Origin of the sequence: Arthrobacter pascens, assembly GCF_017052465.1 — a bacterium.
In the GTDB taxonomy this organism is placed as follows: domain Bacteria; phylum Actinomycetota; class Actinomycetes; order Actinomycetales; family Micrococcaceae; genus Arthrobacter; species Arthrobacter pascens.
Window position 1 is genome coordinate 34,486 of record NZ_JAFHKT010000110.1, and the last position, 18,613, is coordinate 53,098.

Genomic DNA, 18,613 nt, shown 5'->3' on the forward strand with positions numbered 1-18,613 from the left:
CGCAGATGTCAAAGGCGAACCGCTTCTTTGGCCGGTCTGGTTCCACTAAAACTAATCAGGCTGGTAAAGGCATGATTTCTGTGACGCTCCGGCCCCCGGTCCGCCGTAAGTCCTTGGGGCCGTGATGCTGACCGGTTCCAACCGTCACCTACGCTGCAGGGCTGCTGCTTCTGCTGCGGTGGCCACCAACTGGCGGGCAGCTTGGTCCCAGCTATACTCCCCGGCGCGGGCCATCGATTGACGTGAGGCCTCCCGGCAGTGATCCACGTCGGTCAGTTCCTGAACGGCTACCGCAAATGCCGTGGGCGACTGTGGGTCAACCTAGGAGGCGGCGTTGGCGCCGACCTCGCGGAAGATCGGGATGTCGCTGGCAATCACCGGGGTGCCCAGCGCCATGGCCTCCACCAGCGGGAGGCCGTAGCCTTCGGCCTTGGACAGGCTGACCAGCGCGGTGGTGCGCTTGAGCAGTTCCATGTACTCGTCGTCGGTCACCCCGTTATGGAACACCACGTTGGCCCCGGAAGGGATCTGCCCTTCAAGCTCGGCGCGGCGGTGCGGTGTGATCCGGCTGAGCAAGTACAGCGTGTAGTCAGGCAGTTCGGCCATCCCTGCGAGCATGGTTTCGACGTTCTTGTAGGGCATGAACGAGCCCATATAGAGCAGCGTCTTATCCGGTGCCGTTTCGGGGTCGCGGGACTGCTGGGCCGGCTGCGGCGCGTTGCTGATGATGCGCACCGGACGGCTGGTCAGGCGGTACTTGGCCATCAGGGCTTCTGTGGTCCTGCTGATGGTGGCCACCACGTCGGCACGGTTCAGCAGCACCCGCTGCGGCCAGTACGCCTTGTGGTACAGGCGCCAGAGTATCCGGATCGGGGCGGGCAGGAAGCCGGGGGGTGCCGCGTGTTCGTAGTAGATGAGGTCGTGCAGGGTAAGCACCAGGCCGTACTTGCGGCCCCATGTACCCATGGTCTGCATGGGGCAGACCACGACGTCGGCGTTCAGCTGGTTCACCTGCCGTGCCACGAAAGGCTCCGCCGGGGAGAGCGGGCTGCTGATCAGCGTGTACGGGACGTCGGGAAGCAGCGCGAGTTGCCGGGGATGGCTGATCAGCATCGACACATCGGCGATTTTGGCCGCGGCGGCGATGAGGCTGGCGCCGTAGCGGCTGATCCCATCGTGGTGATCCGTCCGGGTAAAACGAGCGTCAATCACAATCTTCACGCGGGATGGTCCCTAAGGAAGGCAAGCAGGACGGGGTCATTTCCTAGCCGGCATTTGGACGGAAGCAGGACGGCGGCCCTCAAACCGGCACCAGGTTCAGGGCAGACGCAAGGAGGACAATGACCCCCGCCGCGGCGAGGAAACCTGCAGCAGCGGCAGGAGAGACCTCGACGAGGTCAGGCGCGGATCGGGCTGAGATGGGGTAGAGGATGGGTTGGTCGGCCACCGGTCTGTTCTTGCCCGCTCTTGCCCGTCCGGTACGCCTATGCACCGTTTGGATTACAACAGCCGCCGCCATTAGGAACAGTCCAACTATTACCGCGTCCAGGTTCGTCACGATGATGCCTCCGAAGACTCGCTAGAGCTAGAGGCCTACAACTGACAGCATGATAATGAACAAGCCGGCGGCAGCCACCAAGAGAGCCACACTCTTTCCAGGGACTGCATAATCATGGGGCCTGCTTGAAAGCAGGACCGTTCCCAGCGGGCGAGTCGGCTCAGATGTGGCGTGCAGCCGCCAGATGCCGAGCGCGAGCAGAACAAGGAAGATTCCGAAAAGAGCCATGAAGAGACTAGACATCGCTTTATTCCTAACTATTGCTGGCAGCTCACCGTCGAGGTGCCATAAAAGTTCGCAGCTTTTGGCATACGGTGCCATAAATATGCTTGAGATCACTTTACGGTCCAGTCAGGGAGCAAACAAGGAATTTTTTGCCGCCCGACAGCGGGCCATCGGACTCGCCACTAACTTGGGCCGCCGAGAGACCCCCTGGAAACCGCAGCGGAGGCCAGGGTGTCGCTGCAGCCTGTGGAGAAGGTCCTCTGTTGGCTGCGGATGAATCCGGCTATCCTCTCCCCTATCAGGATGGCCGTGGCCGCAGGGCCTCGGGTCGGGGCGGTGGGCAAAATGGACGTGTCGGCTACTCGAAGCCCGGTCACCCCGTGCACGCGGCCGTACTGATCGACGACAGCATACGGGTCATCTGCGGCGCCGAATTTGGCGCTTCCGCAAAGGTGAATAGCCGTTCCGAGATGCGCGTGCATCCAGAGGTCGAGGCGGTCATCGCTTTTCAGGATGTCCTCTGTCAGATCTGTAAGTTGTTTGAATATGGGCTCGAAAGCCGGCGACTGAAGGAGCCCAGCGGCAACACGGACTGCTTCACGCATCCGTCGCACGTCAGTCCCAGTGGACAGGTAGTTGAAGTCGATGCGTGGAGGAACGTCGGGATCCGCTGATTCCAGGGTTATCGTTCCGCGTGATGTCTCAGCTTGCAGGGAGACGAGGAAAGCAAGGTCGTCCTGGTGAAGCACGTGTTGGGTGAACTCGCCCGGCGAAACACCCTTCATAGCTTTCCGGAAGCCTGTTTTGTGTGGAATCAGCTCGCGCGCTCCCATGCCTGCGTTGTCAGGATATCCGGTCAGCATATAGCCCATGGGTTTGAGAAGCGGGAGTATCTCGAGGTCGCCGGGGCATGAGGAGCCGGTGGCGGTGAAGTTTAGGACGCCCGCCATGGACTGCGGCGTACGGTAGTCGATCAAGGGTATCTTGGGCCTCCAGCCAAGGGCGATGCTGGGGTGATCGCTGAAGTCTTTTCCGACGCCCGGCAAGTGCTTGACGACAGGCACGCCAAAGCGCTCCAGCTCCGCTTTGGGTCCCAGCCCGGAAAGAAGCAGGATGTGTGGTGTCTTGACTGCTCCGGCCGCGAGAACGACTTCGTTGGCTTGAATGGTGGCGAGCGTGCCGTGGCGGATGACTTCGACGCCCGTTACACGGTTGCCCTCAAACAACACCCGACGTACGCAGGTGTTTCCCTTAATGGTGAGGTTGCGCCGGTACCGAACGGGGTTGAGGTAAGCCATACCCGTGTTGATCCGTAACCCGTCAACGCTGTTGGTTGGCATAGGGCCGTACCCGGGCTCAGCCTGATCGTTCTTGTCCGGTTCCAATGGGAATCCGGCCTCTTCGGCTGCCCGTGCAAACGCAATCGTGGCGGGATGGTCCTGCCGGGGACGGGAGACGGGCATTGGACCGTCCTGGCCGTGCCCTTCCATCCGCCCAAATTGAAGATCGTCCTCAAGTCTTTGATAGAAGGGCAGCACCTTGGGCCAGGACCATTCGTCATTTCCTCCAGAGGACCACTTCTCAAAGTCGTTTTTTCTCGCACGGATGAAGTAGGTGCCGCTGATCGCCGTTGAGCCGCCGAGGATGCGTCCGCGGGCGATGGAGTAGGGCCGATCGGGTGTGAGATGGCCCATGAATGACCAGTTGTTGGGGTGGCCTGGCATGGCGCCCTGCACTGTGCCGGCATTGAGCAGTTCCGGCGGGAAGGCTTCCGGGTTCGCCGGGACGGGCCCGGCTTCCAGGAGCAGCACCGAGCGGTCGGGGTCCTCGCTCAGCCGCGCTGCGAGTGGGGCCCCTGCTGCGCCGGCTCCCACCACCAGGACGTCGTACTTCATCGCGTGGTCCTTCAATTGTTCACCTTCATGAGCCCAGTCGGCGGCCTCCATGATGTTCCTGGGCCGAGGCCCTGCCCCGATGTGCTATTTGGGGTTTCTCCTTACATCGGGCAGCAGACACCGCAGGGATCTTCCTTTCAGGGCGCTGTACCAAACACCGGATCCGTAGGCGATATCGTCGAGACGGCGTGCCAGGGCGAACCGGAAGGGATCGAGTTGGGGGCGGGTGCGGCGGTACTCCCACAGGGCATCAACCAGGCAAGAGATGAGGAGCGCGCGACGGAGCCTGCGGGAGAAGATGCTGGCGGTTACGGCCAGGGGCCACCAGTGGCGGACCAAGAGGGCCATAGTCTGTGTTTGTGCTGCCATGAGCCCGCGCGCCGTCAGGCCCGCGCCTACCCGGACTGGGTGCTTGCTTCGGCTGAGCTTCCTTGAGATCCGCCATCCGGCGAGGGCGGTGACTGCCCCTGCCGCCGGGACCGACCAGGGACGCTGGAACAGGATGGCGGCCACAACCGCAACCGACCAAGGTGCAAAGACCGCTGGTGCTATCGCCTCGGAATGCCGGAGGGCCAGGACGTGCGCGGAAGTTCCATAGAAGGCCTTTCGGGACAGCCAGTCAACAACGCTCTGGCGGTGCTCGTGCCAAACTTTCGCCTCGGGTTCGAAGCGCACCCGCCAGCCCTGTTCAACCAGCCTCCAGACGAGGTCCACGTCCTCCCCCACCCGGCTGCCGGAAGCAAATCCTTCCCCCATGGCGTCCGTTCTGGCGAGAAGGAAAGCCCCCGGAAGCCATGAAACTGGCGACCGCGGACGGACTGTGGCCGGGTAGATGCCCAGATCAAGCGAGGACCTGGCCTCTTCATACCGCTCAATCCAGTTCATTCCTCCGCCGTCATCCAGACCGAGCACCCTGGGGCCTGCCAGGGCCACGTGGGGGTCATTGAAATGCTTCAGGAGCAGCGCGATGGTGTTCGTGTCGGTGACAACGTCCGAATCGGCGAAGGCCACGTACGGTGTAGCTACGTGTCTGAGGCCTTCGTTGCGGGCCCGTGCCGGGCCGCCGTTGACGGCCAGCCGCAAGAGCTGGGCATTGTGCTTCTCTGCCACTGCCTTGATGGGTTCCGGCTCCGGCGAGCAGTCATCAACCACGATGACCCGGTGTCGGCTTCCGATACTGGTGAGCAGTCTGTCCAGGGCAAGGGGGCGGCCGTAAACGGGAACGACGACAGTGACGGTTGAGAGGTCAAGGTCCGGCAGGGACGTGAGTACCGGGTCGGCCATACCCGCTTCGAGGAGGCGGTCGGCAAGCAGGCCGGTGCCGGCGTCAGTGACCGAAACTGTCCTGTTCACGATCATTCGGCTGGCTGCTTCCGACAGATAAAGGACCCGGGTCGGTGAGCCGCCGATGAGTTCCCTGCCGCCGCCGGAAATCTTGACGCGCCGGTTCAGCCTAACGGTGGTTCCCGTAACGAGCTCTGGTTGGGAAGTCATTTGATCCCCCGGTTGCCTGGGGAGCAGGGGGAAAGCGCCCGTGCTTCCAGGGTGTGGACCGTGAAACCGTCGCCCTGCCAGATCAGTTCCCTGCCGGCGTTGCCCAGCGCCGCCAGCCACAGCCCGGACCCGTCGGGCATGGCGGCATCCACCCACGCCTGCCGGTACGTCCGGCCGTTGCGCTGCACTTTTACAAGCTGGCCCTCGAGAGTGTGCCATTCCGGATGTCCCGCGGGAGGTTCAACCGGGTACTCGCCCGGCATCGGAGCCTCATGCGCTTCGATGTCCTGCGGTGCCGGCGGTTCGTTGCCGGCGTGCTGAGGAAACCCGTTCATGCCGGCATCCGCTCGGTCGCCCGCTCATGCACGGCAAGCATGCCGTGAACATCCGCGGCCCCTTGTGAAATGCGCAGGAGGGCGTCCTCGACCATCAGCTCCAGTGAACGCTGTCCTTCTGCGGCGGAGGCGCCGGCTGGATCGCCCAGCACTCCGGTGGGCGAAACGGCGCGGACACCGTGTGCCTTCAGGTCCGGAAGAATATCCGCTAAAGACCGAATGTCCCCCGCCACGGCTCTTTCCGCCTTGACAGTGTCCGGGAGGAGGTGAAGCATCAGCGAAGTCTCCATCCGTCCCGCGTGGAGATCCCCGCCGTCGGTGACACAGGGCAACCAGGCGACGTCACGATTCTCTGCCCTGAGCTGGCGTACGGCCGCCGCGAGGGCGGCGACGTTTCCGCCGTGGGCATTGATGAGGACGACGCGCCCGGCCCAGGCTGACAGGGACCGGACCAGCTCGACGACAAGGAACCGCAGGGCCACGAACCCGATGGAGGCCGTGCCGGCGAAGGATTGATGCTCTCCGCTGGATCCGTAGCTGATTGCAGGTGCTACCAACACCCGTTCTCTGGTTCTTAGGGACACAGCATCGGCCACGGCGGCGGTTACGGCCGTGGCGATAACGGTGTCCGTGTCCAAGGGCAGGTGGGGTCCATGCTGCTCCGTGGAACCAACAGGCACTATGACCATCGGCTTGTCGGGAATGTCGGGCCAGGTGAGATCCCCCAGTCCGTGCTGGGTGAGAGTCATGCCCGGACTGTCGCAGGGAGGCCCAGCTCGCGGGTAAACCCGGGAGGAATGACAAGGTGTTCGGGCCGGAGGTCCTGCACTGAGGGGACACTCAGACCCATCAAAGCAGAGTCGATGCCTCCCCGCAGGATGTCGAGGACGTTTTCCACTCCTGCCTGTCCGTTAGCGGAAAGCCCCCAGAGGTAGGCGCGTCCGATCATCACCGCGCGTGCCCCCAAGGCCAGCGCCTTGACGACGTCGCTGCCGCGGCGGATGCCGCCGTCGAGCACGATCTCCACCTGGTCCCCTACCGCATTGGCGATTGCGGGAAGAACACGGATGGGGGCCGGTGTGCCGTCGAGGTTGTTGCCTCCGTGGTTGGACACCGAGATTGCGGTGACGCCGGCGTCGACGGCTCGCATCGCGTCATCGACGCGGCATACGCCCTTCAGCATGACGGGCCCTCCCCAGGCGGTGACCATCCATTCGATGTCCTCCCACGTCGGCGGAGGGGTCTGCATCCATTCGTAGTATGCGCCGAAGAAGGTGGGTCCCTTCTCCCCTGGCGGGGCGAGATTGGGGGCGGTGAGGTCAGGCAGGTTACGGGCGAACGACGCCAGCCACCGGGGCTTCAGGGCAACCTCCGGGGCGAGCCTGACAGCGGCCTTGAGATTGACTTTCTCGGGGATCTCCGGGCTGCCCCAGTCCCTTCCCATGGAGAACGACCAGTCCGTGGTGATGATGAGACCCTTGGCGCCTGCAGCCCGTGCACGGTCCATGCGGCTGACCATCTGCTCCCTGGTTCCGGTCCAGTACATCTGGTAGAAAGTCTTGTCGTTCGCGGCCGTGACCTCCTCCACGGGTTTGGACGCGAAGGAGCTCAGTCCCACGATGGTTCCGCGCGCGGCAGCGGCGCGGGCAACCGCCACTTCACCCTCCGGGTGCACGGCCTGGACACCGGTCGGGGAGATGATGACGGGAAGGCCAATGTGCTGGCCCATGACTGTGGTCGCGAGATCACGTTGTGCCGGCTGGCCGACTACATGGGGGGCGAACCCGAGTTCGCCGAAGGCGGCGGTGTTGTCATCGAGCGTGGTGCCGCGTTCCGAGCCGGCCACAAGGGCGGCGTAGACGGATGCCGGGAGCCGCTTCTTCGCACGGCGCTGGGCCTCGGCTACGGACTCGAACCAGGGGTTCTGCGCCCAGGGATTCTTAAACATGCTTGCCTTTCAGAGTGTTTGCGTATGGTGGCTAGGGCTGGAAGCCGGCCAGTGGACTGGCGGCGCAGGCCGATACAGGTGGGGCCGTGATGTCCGGCCGCGTGAGGCTGAGCTGGACCATGACGGGCTGTGCGCGCTTCGGGAGGGCGGCACGTGAATGGTCCTGGCTGGGCTGTGGACGGTTGCGGTCTCCGGCAAGGGCGGCTTCGCCGTGGCCTTGAACGCATTCCGGGTCAGGGCCGTCCAGCGGCAAGCCGGTGAAGAACTTGGCCGCCATGCAGCCGCCGCGGCAGCTGTCGAAGAAGGCGCATTTGGTGCACGCCCCTGAGGTCTGCGGTGAGCGGAGCTCGGTGAACAGGGCCGATTCCTGCCAGACTTCCTTGAAACCTCCCTCGTTCAGGACGTTCCCGGCGAGAAAGGTTTCGTGGATCGCGAAGGGGCAGGCGTAGACGTCACCGACAGGATCGATCAGGCACACGACCCTGCCGGCGCCGCACAGATTCAGCCCCGGCAGGCTCTCTCCAAAGGGTGCCAGATGGAAGAAGGAGTCGCCGGTCAGGACGTTGTCGCCGTTGGCGATGAGCCAGTTGTAGATAGTGCGTTGCTGTTCGGGCAGGGGGTGAAGTTCATCCCATACGTCGGCGCCGCGTCCGGAGGGACGGAGGCGGGTCAGCCGCAGCGTGGCACCGTGCTCGTCGGCGATCCGTTTGAAGTCATCGAGCTGACCGACGTTTTGCCGGGTCACGACAACCGAAACCTTGGCGTCCTTGAAACCTGCTTCCTTCAGGTTTTTCAGGGCCCGGATGGCTGTGTCGTACGACCCGGGCCCGCGGACGTAGTCGTTGACCTCCGCCGTGGCGCCATCGAGGGATATTTGGACGTCGACGTAGGGGGTGGAGGCGAGGAAGGCGGCCTTTTCCTTGTCGATGCGGATGCCGTTGGTGGAAAATTTCACGCCCACCTGATGGTCGACGGCGTACTGCAGCAGATGCCAGAAATCCGGGCGTACTGTCGGTTCTCCCCCACCGATGTTGACGTAGAACACCTGCATGCGCTGCAGCTCGTCGATCACGGCCTCGCACTGCTCCGTTGTCAGTTCGCGCGGGTCGCGTCGTCCCGAGGATGACAGGCAGTGCACGCATGCCAGGTTGCAGGCGTAGGTCAGCTCCCATGTCAGGCAGATCGGTGCGTCGAGCCCGAATTCGAACTGGTCCACCAGGGATCCGCCCGTCGGGCGCGCTACGGGTGTGCTGATGACGTCGGTCATTGGTCTTGTCCTTCACTGGGCCGGATCATGTCGGTGGCCGCGAGACTGCGCAGCGCGCCGATGTAGGCAGGCCACTGGGATTCGGGGACACCTGCCTGGGACAGCGCCTGCCGCACCGTCTCACTGTCCTGGAGGTACTGGACCACCCGGACGAGCTCCGGTCTCTTGAGGAACGTCAGCTTGCGGTTGCCGAAGTGGTAGGCCATGGCGCCGAAGGGTTCCGGCCTCAGCGCGACCGCCGGCGACAGCCTCCACTCCTCGTCGCGCATGGTGTCTGTGCTGGTCGTCTTCACGGGTCTGCCGTGGTCTTTAGTAGACGCCGCACATGCCGTCGATCGACACGTCCTCGACGAGGTCTTCGATAACCAACTCTGCGGTGTCCTCGGAGGCTGCGCTTTCGAGGTTCGGGTTTACGTATTCCACGGTTTTCTCCTGTCCTAAGGGTTCTCCGAACGGTCCGGAGGATGTACGAATCAGAATAATGGCACTCAGCGCCAAAAAGATAGGGGGATTGGAAAGACTGCTAAATTGATCTCACGATGACCGCCACCACGAACCGCTCCCCAGGCCGCCGGGCCGTCACGGACCACGGCGCGATTGAGCGTGCCGCCTTTAGGTTGTTTGAGGAACAGGGCTTTGACGAGACGACGATGGAGCAGATCGCGGAGGCGGTCGGCGTGGGCCGCCGCACCCTGTTCCGCTATTTCCCGTCGAAGAACGACATCCCGTGGGGCCAGTTCGACCAAAGCCTGCGCGCCTTTGCCGCGCAGCTGGCCGATGTTCCATCGGACGTGCCGGTTGCCGAAGCAGTTCACGGTTGTGTGGTGGCTTTCAATGACTTTGATGAGCAGTCATTGCCGCAGCACCGGATACGGATGCGGCTGATTCTGGGCACACCGACGCTCCAGGCCCACTCCGCCCTCAGATACGCCGCGTGGCGGGGCGTCATCGAGGACTACGTGGCAGCGCGGCTGGACGTGGAGCCGGACGCGCTGCTGCCCCGCCTTGCCGGCCACGTGAGTCTGGCACTGGCGGTCTCATCATACGAACAGTGGCTTCGTGAACCCGGCAGTGACCTGACCCGCATCCTGCAACTGGAAATGGAAGCGCTCCGCTCGTATCTGCGCTAAACGTCCCTGGAATCCCCGCTCACCTGGGAGGCGATCTGCATGGCCGCGACATCGGCCGCGGCAGGGCGCAGCACATCATTGACGTAGCTGCGGTGGTTGGGTTCCTCGCGGTAGGCAAGGTAGTCCTCGGCGGTAGCAAAGTCGGCCACTACCGCGAAGTCATAGGTGGGGTGTCCGAGGCCCAACGCAGGACCCGCTTCGAAATGCAGAGCATTCGTTCCCTCCGCTATGGCCGCTAGTTCGCGGGCAACTTTGTCCGGATCCGGACGCGCTCCTTCCTTCCAGCGGAACAAGGCAATATGGCGGACAAAACGGGTCTCACCCATCATGGATCTCCTTAAGAGGAAAAGGTTGCTTCGGGGCGGATCCGCCCCGAAGCAACCTTTTGTGTTGTTTAGCTGCCCAGGCCGAGCTTAAACTCGTTCCAGATCTGAACGCGCTTGCCGGCGTCCTCAGGTGTCTGGCCAAACTTCATCTTAGAGAAGAACGCATCCCCGTCCTTGGTGGCCGGGATCAGGGTCGCGCTGAGCACCTCATCCGTGACTCCGGCGGACTTTGCCTCGGCCGAAGTTGCCTGCTGGTAGTCGAGGATGCCGTTGTTTCCGCTGGCTGTGACGAATTTGGACTGCCAGTCCATGGTCTGGGTGTAGTTGATGAACTCGTAGGCGGCGTCCAGCTTCTTGGAGCCGCCTTCCTTTACGATGGAGTAGTTGTCGCTCCAGGCCGGCACGCCCTGCTTGATGATGTTGTTGACATGCAGGGTCTTTCCGGCCGCCTTGACAGCCTTGAGGCTGGCGATGTTGTTCAGGTAGGCGATGCTGGCTTCACCGCCCGCGAGCTGGTCGGTCTGGTCGTTGAATCCGCTGGTCAGCCGTTTGATCTGGGGACGGAGTTCCGCCAGTTTTGCCTTCATCTGGTTGAACTGCTCCTCCGAGAGGTTGAACGGGTCCTCGAAGCCCAGTGTCAGGGCGACCATGTTAAGGACCGCTTGGGATTCATCGAAGATGGAGACTTTGCCTTTCAGGGCCGGGTCCCACAGCACGTTCCAGTCGTTGAACTGTCCCTTATCGTCTTGGTACTTCTTCAGGGCCGGGGAGGCAAGGGCGGCGTCGTCTGTCCAGGCCAGGGGCTGGTTGCCCCAGTTGTACAGCACTCCGTACAGCTTTCCGTCCTTGCTGCTGGCAGCGGCCTGCCAGTCGAAGCCAAGTTTCATGTCCTTCAGGGCTGTCACGCGTGCGCTGTCGATGGGCTCCAGCAGGTTGGCATTGGTGTAGTTGTCGTACCAGCCTGACGTGACAAGAGCCAGGTCCCATTGGGACGGCGCAGACTTTACCTTGGCGAACATCTCATCGGGGGAACCGACGTTGACGACGTTGACTTTGATGCCGGTCTTTTCGGTGAAGGCGTCCAGTTGTTTTTTGTCGTGATAGGTCTCCCAGGACAGGACGTTCAGGGTCTGGTTCTCGGTGCTGGCCCCCCCGCTGGGCCCACCACACGCGGTGAGCGCCATGGCCACGGACGCCGCTATTGCACCCGCGATGAGCTTCAGTGATGCATGTTTACGCATTTTGTGTCCTCTTATATGGTGTGTTATCGATGGGTTGCCGGTTCCACGGCGCCAGGAGCGGGGATGGGCCCCGTGCCGGCATGGCCGAGTTCGCGCGCCAGGTCCTGTTCCTCGGCTGCTTCGACCAGGTTTGAGGTGAGGCTTGCTCCGCGCTTGCGGGCGTTGAACCACAGGATCATGCCTGCCAGTGCGATGCAGGTCAGGGAACCGCCTCCGATCAGCGTGAACGCTGCGTTGACTTCGGGTGTGAAGCCGAACCGCACCAGGCCCCAGACGTACACGGGCAGGGTCGGCTCGGTGCCGGCCAGGAAGAATGTCACTGCGATTTCATCCATGGACATGGTGAAGCCCAGAAGGGCCGCAGCGACAAGTGCGGCACGGATGCCCGGCAGGGTGACGTGCCAGAAGGTAGCGATCCTTCCAGCGCCCAGGTCAAAGGACGCCTGCTCCAGTGACGGGTCAGCGACTTTGAGGCGCTGAAGGACCAGGAACATGACCAGCGGGGTGATGAAGGCGGTGTGTCCGATGACGATGGTCCAGAAGCCGGTGTTGATCTTCGCGTAATTGAAGACGGCCAGGAAGGAGATGCCCAGCACCATGCCGGGTGCAACGAGAGGGCTGGTCAGGAGGAGGTCCAGCAGCTTCCCTCCCCGAATCCTGACGCGGTGGGAGGTGAGCGCAAAGACTGTCCCCGCAATGATGCTGATCAGAACGGCGGTGAAGGCTACCTGGAGGCTGTACAGGATCGCGGAAATCATCTGCGGGTCCTGGAACAGGTCCTGGTACCAGCGCAGGGTGGGCCCGACCATGGGGAGCGTCTGGATCCGGCTGTCGTTGAAGCTGAACAACGCAGTCACGATGAGCGGCAGGTAGAGGAACAGGTACACAAGCCCCAGACCGAGGAGGCCGAAGGCTGTGCCGATAAACGCGAGGTTCCGCGGTTGGCGTCGGGCGGTGCCCGCATGGTCAGTCAAGGGGTGTCTCCAATCTCGTGAACAACGACACAATGGCCAGGACGACGAGTCCGGTGGCGACGATGGTCAGGCCGATTGCCGCTCCCATGGGCCAGTTGTTGGCTGCTCCGAACTGCTGCAGTACAAGCGAGCCGAGCATGGTTCCCTCCAGGCCACCGACCATTGCTGGCGTGACATAGTCACCGAATGTCAGTACGAAAGCGATGCCGAAGCCCACAGCTGCCCCCGGCCGGCTGAGTGGCCAGACGATGCGACGGAACGTTGTCCATGCGTTCGCGCCGCAATCTGCGGACGCCTGGAGAAGGTGCCCGGGGATGCGGTCAAGTGAGGTGTAAACGGAAAGAAACGCGTAAGGAATGGCCACGTACGTCAAGGTGATGATCACTGAGGTCTGCGAGTAGAGAAACGCCTTGGACGCCTCACTCATGCCGAGGGTTCCGGCGAACCCGGCCAGGACCCCCTCCTCGCCAAGAATGATTTTCCAGGCGAACACACGCATGAGGTAAGACACCCACAGTGGTACGAGGATGAGCAAAGCGCCGAGCGTTTTGTATCGGCCAAATGTGCGAACGACAACGTAGGCGGCGCCGTAAGCGATCACCGTCGCTATCAGTGAGGACGTTATTGCGATGAACAGGCTGCGCCCAAACAGGCTTTGAAAAACCGACGAGGAAAATGTCGCCTGGAAGTTCTCCAAGGTGAACTCGGGAGTGACAGTTCCAAAGTCGTTGCTCCAGACGCTGTAGAGCACCAGGAACAGGTTCGGCAGCAGCACCAGGACGATGACCCAGATTATTGCCGGGGCGGCCAGGAGCTTGTGCTTCCAGCCGTCCCGCGGGGCCGGCCGGGACGGAACGGGACCCAGCCTCTTGTCGGGCCGTGGCCTGGTGAGGGTCGTCATGGCTTCCCCTCGACAATGACTGATGCCTCGGCGGGCCATCCGACCGTGATGTTCTGGCCCCGCTGTACGTCCACGCCTCTGACGCGGGCAACGAGCGGCTCGCCTTCCACCAAAAGGGAAAGCTCCTGCTCATGGCCGAAGTAGATGACTTCCTCGACTACAGCGCTGAACTGGTTTTCGAAGGGTTGTGCGGCGCCGCCTACCTCGATGCTTTCCGGGCGGACACTAACCGTTGCCTTTTCGGAAGTCAGCTCAGCGGATACGACAATACGAAGGTTCCCGATGCGGGCAATGTGAGCCGATTCCCGGCCGCAGTGGAACAGGTTCGTCTTCCCGATGAAGCTTGCAACAAAGGCGGTTGCAGGGTTTTGGTAGATTTCCTTGGGCGAACCGATTTGTTCGATCACGCCGTTGTTCATGACTGCAACCCGGTCACTCATGGCCAGCGCTTCGCCCTGATCGTGAGTGACGTATACGAACGTAATGCCGACGTTGCGCTGGAGATTTTTCAGCACAACGAGCATGGTTTCCCGCAGCTTCAGGTCCAGGGCCCCCAAGGGCTCGTCAAGCAGCAGCAGCTTCGGACGGCCCACCAGGGCCCTGGCCAGAGCGACGCGCTGTTTTTGCCCACCTGAGAGCTGATGGGGCAGGCGGTTGTCGTACTCGGCCATGGCGACTTTGGACAGGGCTTCGTCCACCCGTGGCTTGATCTCGGCCTTGGGGACGCGAGCCATTTGCAGCGGATAGGCGACGTTCGCTCGGACCGTCATGTGCGGGAAGAGAGCATAATTCTGAAACACCGTGTTGACGTCGCGCTTGTTTGGCGGGACGCCGGTGACGTCCTTCCCGTCGAGCAGGATCATGCCGTCGGTTGGATGTTCGAAGCCGGCGATCATCTTGAGCGTGGTTGTCTTTCCACTGCCGCTCGAACCAAGAATGGAGAAAAACTCTCCCTTGCGGATCGAGACGTCAACGCCAGCCACCGCGGGCTTCTCGGTGCTGGGGTAGGTCTTCCTGACTGAGGCGAGCTGCACTACCACCTGAGAGCCTTCCAGATTGTGTGCGGCGCTGCCCAGCGATTCACTGCTTTCAGCCGGCAGATCGCCTGCCGCAGGCATGTTTTGCATGGGATGGGTCATGAATATCTCCTGAGGAGCTGACGGGGGCCGGAGTTGAAGGGTTAGCGGGACTGGCCTTCAGCAGGAAGGCCCGTGATTGGGGGTGAGGATGCCGTGTGAGCATTTATCCCCGAGTTCTCTGCCACCGGCACTCCCGGCGTGTTCGTGTCACTGTTCGCGATACAAGCCAGGACCCGAGGGTTGAACGTTCGATACGCTCGAACGCCGCTTAGCATCTTTGCTTCGCTCATGTCTCAACGTTAAGTTCGGCTACTGGCACCCGTCAAGACTTTTCGCGACTTATTGTTCGATCAAACCGAACACGGTGGCCAAATATCCCCAAAACTGTTCGATATCCATGGAGCTAGGACTAGCCGAACTCTTTCCGCGAGTCCTTCAGGGCGATAAACTCATATCCGGTGGTACCGAACAAGGCCTGCTGATTTAGCTGGCAGCTCCGGTGCGCCGGCATTCACGCCGAGAGATTTCTCGGTCGCTGGGCAGACATCGAAAGGGGCGGCTATGACCGACATTTTTGAGCTTGACGACGAGGCCGAATCTGCAGATCGCATTGGAGAACGCCTGCATGAACTGAGGATGCAGTATAAGTACAGCATCAGGGGGCTCGCGTCCAAGGCAGGGGTATCGGCGTCGCTGGTCAGCGACGTGGAGAAAGGGAAAGTTGAACCGTCGATCTCGACGCTGAAGCGCATTGCAACTGCGCTGGGGACAAACCTCACGTACTTTTTCTCTGAACAGACCCAGGACAAGGGTCGGGTCATCCGGTCCGCGGAGCGCACGCAGCTCTCCGGCATGGCATCTACAGGAGTTCGTTTCGAACTGGCTACTCCCGCCGAATCCGTGGCCCTGGAGGCGATTTACGGGCGGTATGAGGTAGGGGCGTCAACCGGAGAGGAACCCTACACGCACGAGGGTGAGGAGTGGGGCATGGTGCTCTCGGGCCGGCTCAAGGTCGTGCTCGACGACCAGGTCTACTTTTTAGAGCCAGGGGACTCCATCTGGTTCCACAGCTCGCTTCCGCACTACATGGAAAACGTCGCTCAAACCGTCACTGAGTACATCTGGATCAATACGCCGAAGAGCTTCTAGCAGGTCCTGCGTGCCATGGCCATGAATCGGGCCAGCGACTTCGTGGCCGAGTTCGCGGCAAGTGGACCTCGCCCGTGCGATCAGGGCGCCAACGCTTCAATCCCGCTCTTCAACCGGTCGCTGGATGATTGGCGATTGGCCATCGAAACGCTGGATCGGGAATCCGCACGTGCCCAAATCTGGTTCTGGTATCAACTGCCGCGGATTCACGCCCAATCACTCTGCCCTACCTGGGCAATCACGTTTCTAAACACGTCGTGGAGCGTATCTCCGCTCATCCGCCTTTCCTGCGGGCGCTGCTCCGTTGCAGGATCGTCCTCCTATGGGATTCGTGCGAAACACGGTTATGGGACGATTCGGTGAGGGCCAGCGTTATCTAGACCTCAAGAGTTCCGGGCTGCGTCCAATAGTTTCGCTGGCCAGAGTCCTTGCCATTCGGACAGGCGATGCCTACGGTTCGACGGTTCAACGACTGGACTGTGCCGCCTCCGCCGGATTACTGAGCCGGGACGAAGCAGACACCCTGACCAGTGCGTTCACTATGTACATAGCCTTCTCACAGATAGAACGGATTCTGGGTATGAAGCGGTCAGAAGCGCTGAAGACATTTATTGCCCCGGCCCAGCTGGACCCGCTGACGCGCGCTGTCACCTTCGGGACGGATTCCGCGCAACCGCGCAGGTTCAGGAACGGGGCGGTAAAGAGCTTACGGCTATGTACAGGCTCTAGTTGTCCGCTTCCGGGCAGCGGAGACAGCCGCTCTAACGCATGCGGCCCTGCCGGCACCAGGTATCGGTGCTGACAGGGCTGCACGGGAACCGGACTCGGAGGATCAGAGCCTCATGCTGACGGCATTACTCCCCTTCGAAGCTTTTCCGCTACTTCGATTGCATCGCCTTCGGGGGCGGTGGAGTGGCGGTCTGGTTTGGCCAGCAGCAGGTAGGCCAGGCCCGTCAGGGTAACGACTGAAAAGCCGAGGAGGGCGATCCATTGGTCATACCAGGGCAGACCTTCCTTGCTGAAGTCTGGTTTGCCCAGCATCAGCATGCCGGCGAGCAGGTACAGAAGCGCCCCAACGTTGGCGATGAATCCCCATCGGCCCAGCGTGAATTGACCTGCTGGCCGCCATCCGTTGATTCGGGCACGCAGGGCTGCCGTCATGACGATGGCGAAAGCACAGTAACCTGCGAGCATCTGGAAGGCTGCAATCCGGAACAGTGCGTCAGGGGAGAAAAACACGTACACCACGAGGAGCACGGGGAGAATGTTCGTGATGAGCAGGGCGTTGCGTGGCAAGTGGGAGTTGCTGGTCTTGGCAATGAGGTGGCTGCCCGGGAACATGTCGTCGCGGGCAAATGAATAGACCAGGCGTGAGACGGCTGTTTGCTGCCCCATCACTCCGGCGAGGAAAGAGATCAGAACGATCACCAGGAAACACTTCATTCCTATGGTGCCCAGCGAGCTCTGCAGGATGGCAGGGATCGGGTTAACGTCCTGGCCACTGACGATCTGCGCCAGGTTCGGTGCAGCCATAATGTAACCGGCGAATGCGAAGACGGCGGCCACCGCACCCACGCCGACCGTGAGCATCATGGCCCGGGGAACGCTGCGGGCAGGGTTTGGAGTCTCTTCGGCGACCTCACCGCAGGCCTCAAAACCATAGAACATGTACAGGCCAACCAGGGAGGCTCCGATGAACACTCCCAGATAGGATCCTCCGCCTGCCGTGCCCATGCTGTCGAAGAATACGGACCAGTCGTTCTTGCGCTGGAAAATCATGAGGTAGAGACCTACGGCGATAATCCCGATCAGTTCTCCGGCGAGGGCGATCTGGCTGATTCGTGCCAGCGCCTTGCCGCCGCTGAGGTTGAAGAGCAGCGCTAGTGCGATAACGCAGAGAGTGATGACCAGCGTTTGGGTGGGAGTGGCTTCAACTGAGGGTTCCTCATTGGTGCCGAAAAGCAGGCTGGCGATGAAGCCGGAGCTGAACAGTGCGGTACTGGTGATGCCGACGGTGATTCCGCCGATATAAATCCAGGACATCAACCACGCAGCACGGCCATTCCATAACCGCCGTGTCCACTGGTAGAGGCCACCGGCGATAGGGAACTGGGAAACGATCTCACCGAACACCAACGCCACGAGGAACATTCCCAAGCCGACGATGAGGATCCAGAAGATGGAGGGCGGGCCTGCCTGCGTAAGACCGAGGCCAAAGATGGCGACAACACTGACCATCGGCGACAGGTAAAGGAACCCAAGCGCAAAATTGGCTATCAGGTTGATTTTGCGGTCCAGCTTTGGCTCATAACCCAGCGCGCGTAGATGGTCGTCGTCACTGTGAGCTGTGCTCTCGGTCGAAAGGTCGGGGTGAGACATCTGTCCTCCTCGAATAGTGATGCTCTGAATAAGAAGTTGTCTGGGCCCGGCTGCTGGCCGGCGCTGGCCAGGGAAAGTTTGAAGGCTCCAGCGAGTGTCGAAAGTATCGTTCCGCTTATCATTTCCTACAGCCGAGAACATCGATAATCCAAGGCCGATCCATTGTGAGCGTTCTTAAGATTCTGCACACGACTGTTTATCAGCGCGCGGTGCTCGACGGTGCGAGCAAAGTGGGTGACGCGGGCAGGGCAAGCTCATCGCGCGCTCTCTGCGGGCCAGGCCGTCGACGCAGCTCTGCCTATTCGTCTCGAGTTTGCGACTTTCAGGCTCGTGCTTTGCTGATTACGAGCCTATCAGGAGGAGGAATTTAGCCTCCCCGGTGCCGTCGAGAGCGCCTAGGGCATGACCCGCCCCAGTCGTTCGCGTGGGTGCAGAAGAACGTCGCCGTTCGGTTGGCTGGCGGTGCCTGGGGGTTCAAAAGATGGATTTGTCCGCGGGCAGTGGTCGCGACTTCAACTCCGGCACCACCAGGTTTCGGTGGTGCCGGAGTTGAATGTCCGCCGGATAGGTTAGGCCTTCAGGTCGAAGGCGCGCTGGGTGATGTTGACCTTGACGTTTTCGAGTTCGAGGATGGCTTCGGCGAGGTAGGTCGAGAAGCGTTCGAAGATCTGTTCGCCCTTTTCGGCAGTGGCGCGGAAGGGGTTTCCGATGA

Annotated in this window: 18 protein-coding genes and 1 pseudogene; 3 read left to right on the forward strand and 16 right to left on the reverse strand. The window is 61.7% G+C overall.

The genetic code is table 11. The features are described 5' to 3' along the window. Positions 1-144 precede the first annotated feature (144 nt). The 10 genes and pseudogenes from JYA52_RS03695 to mftA form a co-directional block, all read right to left on the reverse strand. A pseudogene (locus tag JYA52_RS03695) lies at positions 145-1,221 on the reverse strand (glycosyltransferase family 4 protein). A gap of 79 nt (positions 1,222-1,300) precedes the next feature. Continuing rightward, a complete protein-coding gene (locus JYA52_RS03700; RefSeq protein WP_205651815.1) occupies positions 1,301-1,447 on the reverse strand; it encodes a hypothetical protein in 147 nt (48 codons plus the stop codon). Positions 1,448-1,965: 518 nt separating this feature from the next. After that, on the reverse strand, positions 1,966-3,729 hold the full coding sequence (locus JYA52_RS03705; RefSeq protein ID WP_205651817.1) for a GMC family oxidoreductase: 1,764 nt from the start codon (positions 3,727-3,729) through the stop codon (positions 1,966-1,968). A 33-nt stretch (positions 3,730-3,762) separates the two neighbouring features. Then, positions 3,763-5,172, reverse strand: a complete 1,410-nt coding sequence (mftF, locus tag JYA52_RS03710) for a mycofactocin biosynthesis glycosyltransferase MftF (protein WP_205651824.1) — start codon at positions 5,170-5,172, stop codon at positions 3,763-3,765. Then, complete coding sequence (locus JYA52_RS03715; protein WP_205651826.1) at positions 5,169-5,507, reverse strand: hypothetical protein; 339 nt, start codon at positions 5,505-5,507, stop codon at positions 5,169-5,171. Before JYA52_RS03715 ends, mftF begins: the two co-directional genes overlap by 4 nt. Next, positions 5,504-6,256 (reverse strand): mycofactocin biosynthesis peptidyl-dipeptidase MftE, encoded by a 753-nt coding sequence (mftE, locus tag JYA52_RS03720; RefSeq protein ID WP_205651827.1) that lies wholly within the window; start codon positions 6,254-6,256, stop codon positions 5,504-5,506. Before mftE ends, JYA52_RS03715 begins: the two co-directional genes overlap by 4 nt. Continuing rightward, positions 6,253-7,455: a pre-mycofactocin synthase MftD gene (mftD, locus tag JYA52_RS03725; RefSeq protein WP_205651829.1), complete on the reverse strand. Its 1,203-nt coding sequence runs from the start codon at positions 7,453-7,455 to the stop codon at positions 6,253-6,255. The genes mftE and mftD overlap by 4 nt, the downstream gene beginning before the upstream one ends. 31 nt (positions 7,456-7,486) lie before the next feature. Beyond that, positions 7,487-8,722, reverse strand: coding sequence for a mycofactocin radical SAM maturase (gene mftC, locus JYA52_RS03730; protein ID WP_205651837.1), 1,236 nt, complete (start codon positions 8,720-8,722; stop codon positions 7,487-7,489). Then, positions 8,719-9,015 (reverse strand): mycofactocin biosynthesis chaperone MftB, encoded by a 297-nt coding sequence (gene mftB / locus JYA52_RS03735; RefSeq protein WP_307869302.1) that lies wholly within the window; start codon positions 9,013-9,015, stop codon positions 8,719-8,721. Before mftB ends, mftC begins: the two co-directional genes overlap by 4 nt. Positions 9,016-9,031: 16 nt before the next feature. Further along, positions 9,032-9,145, reverse strand: coding sequence for a mycofactocin precursor MftA (gene mftA, locus JYA52_RS22910; protein WP_205651842.1), 114 nt, complete (start codon positions 9,143-9,145; stop codon positions 9,032-9,034). 116 nt (positions 9,146-9,261) lie between these two features. Here mftA and mftR point away from each other — a divergent pair, with 116 nt between their 5' ends. Continuing rightward, complete coding sequence (gene mftR, locus JYA52_RS03745; protein WP_205651844.1) at positions 9,262-9,852, forward strand: mycofactocin system transcriptional regulator MftR; 591 nt, start codon at positions 9,262-9,264, stop codon at positions 9,850-9,852. On the opposite strand, the gene JYA52_RS03750 is transcribed toward mftR, so the two are convergent. The 5 genes from JYA52_RS03750 to JYA52_RS03770 form a co-directional block, all read right to left on the reverse strand. Beyond that, positions 9,849-10,178, reverse strand: coding sequence for a Dabb family protein (locus JYA52_RS03750; RefSeq protein WP_205651846.1), 330 nt, complete (start codon positions 10,176-10,178; stop codon positions 9,849-9,851). The genes mftR and JYA52_RS03750 overlap by 4 nt on opposite strands. A gap of 68 nt (positions 10,179-10,246) precedes the next feature. Then, positions 10,247-11,419, reverse strand: a complete 1,173-nt coding sequence (locus JYA52_RS03755) for an ABC transporter substrate-binding protein (RefSeq protein ID WP_205651848.1) — start codon at positions 11,417-11,419, stop codon at positions 10,247-10,249. A gap of 23 nt (positions 11,420-11,442) precedes the next feature. Next, positions 11,443-12,393 carry an ABC transporter permease gene (locus tag JYA52_RS03760; RefSeq protein ID WP_205651850.1) on the reverse strand — a complete coding sequence of 317 codons (951 nt, stop codon included), beginning with the start codon at positions 12,391-12,393 and terminating at the stop codon, positions 11,443-11,445. Further along, on the reverse strand, positions 12,386-13,294 hold the full coding sequence (locus tag JYA52_RS03765) for an ABC transporter permease (RefSeq protein WP_205651851.1): 909 nt from the start codon (positions 13,292-13,294) through the stop codon (positions 12,386-12,388). Before JYA52_RS03765 ends, JYA52_RS03760 begins: the two co-directional genes overlap by 8 nt. After that, entirely contained in the window at positions 13,291-14,433 is a 1,143-nt protein-coding gene (locus JYA52_RS03770) for an ABC transporter ATP-binding protein (RefSeq protein ID WP_240459925.1), read from the reverse strand. Before JYA52_RS03770 ends, JYA52_RS03765 begins: the two co-directional genes overlap by 4 nt. A 501-nt stretch (positions 14,434-14,934) precedes the next feature. Between JYA52_RS03770 and JYA52_RS03775 the strand changes: the two genes are divergently transcribed. Then, entirely contained in the window at positions 14,935-15,522 is a 588-nt protein-coding gene (locus JYA52_RS03775) for a helix-turn-helix domain-containing protein (protein WP_205651853.1), read from the forward strand. Positions 15,523-15,826: 304 nt separating this feature from the next. Beyond that, positions 15,827-16,324: a putative nucleotidyltransferase substrate binding domain-containing protein gene (locus JYA52_RS23050; protein WP_372433716.1), complete on the forward strand. Its 498-nt coding sequence runs from the start codon at positions 15,827-15,829 to the stop codon at positions 16,322-16,324. A gap of 38 nt (positions 16,325-16,362) precedes the next feature. On the opposite strand, the gene JYA52_RS03785 is transcribed toward JYA52_RS23050, so the two are convergent. Then, a complete protein-coding gene (locus tag JYA52_RS03785; protein WP_205651856.1) occupies positions 16,363-17,901 on the reverse strand; it encodes an APC family permease in 1,539 nt (512 codons plus the stop codon). Between the last annotated feature and the right edge of the window lie 712 nt (positions 17,902-18,613).

Excerpts from the sequence above, each read along its gene's own strand:
- JYA52_RS03705 (WP_205651817.1), bottom strand. The coding sequence starts at position 3,729 with ATGGAGGCCGCCGACTGGGCTCATGAAGGTGAACAATTGAAGGACCAC.
- mftF (WP_205651824.1), bottom strand. The coding sequence starts at position 5,172 with ATGACTTCCCAACCAGAGCTCGTTACGGGAACCACCGTTAGGCTGAAC.
- JYA52_RS03715 (WP_205651826.1), bottom strand. The coding sequence starts at position 5,507 with ATGAACGGGTTTCCTCAGCACGCCGGCAACGAACCGCCGGCACCGCAG.
- mftE (WP_205651827.1), bottom strand. The coding sequence starts at position 6,256 with ATGACTCTCACCCAGCACGGACTGGGGGATCTCACCTGGCCCGACATT.
- mftD (WP_205651829.1), bottom strand. The coding sequence starts at position 7,455 with ATGTTTAAGAATCCCTGGGCGCAGAACCCCTGGTTCGAGTCCGTAGCC.
- mftC (WP_205651837.1), bottom strand. The coding sequence starts at position 8,722 with ATGACCGACGTCATCAGCACACCCGTAGCGCGCCCGACGGGCGGATCC.
- mftR (WP_205651844.1), top strand. The coding sequence starts at position 9,262 with ATGACCGCCACCACGAACCGCTCCCCAGGCCGCCGGGCCGTCACGGAC.
- JYA52_RS03750 (WP_205651846.1), bottom strand. The coding sequence starts at position 10,178 with ATGGGTGAGACCCGTTTTGTCCGCCATATTGCCTTGTTCCGCTGGAAG.
- JYA52_RS03755 (WP_205651848.1), bottom strand. The coding sequence starts at position 11,419 with ATGCGTAAACATGCATCACTGAAGCTCATCGCGGGTGCAATAGCGGCG.
- JYA52_RS03765 (WP_205651851.1), bottom strand. The coding sequence starts at position 13,294 with ATGACGACCCTCACCAGGCCACGGCCCGACAAGAGGCTGGGTCCCGTT.
- JYA52_RS03770 (WP_240459925.1), bottom strand. The coding sequence starts at position 14,433 with ATGACCCATCCCATGCAAAACATGCCTGCGGCAGGCGATCTGCCGGCT.
- JYA52_RS03775 (WP_205651853.1), top strand. The coding sequence starts at position 14,935 with ATGACCGACATTTTTGAGCTTGACGACGAGGCCGAATCTGCAGATCGC.
- JYA52_RS03785 (WP_205651856.1), bottom strand. The coding sequence starts at position 17,901 with ATGTCTCACCCCGACCTTTCGACCGAGAGCACAGCTCACAGTGACGAC.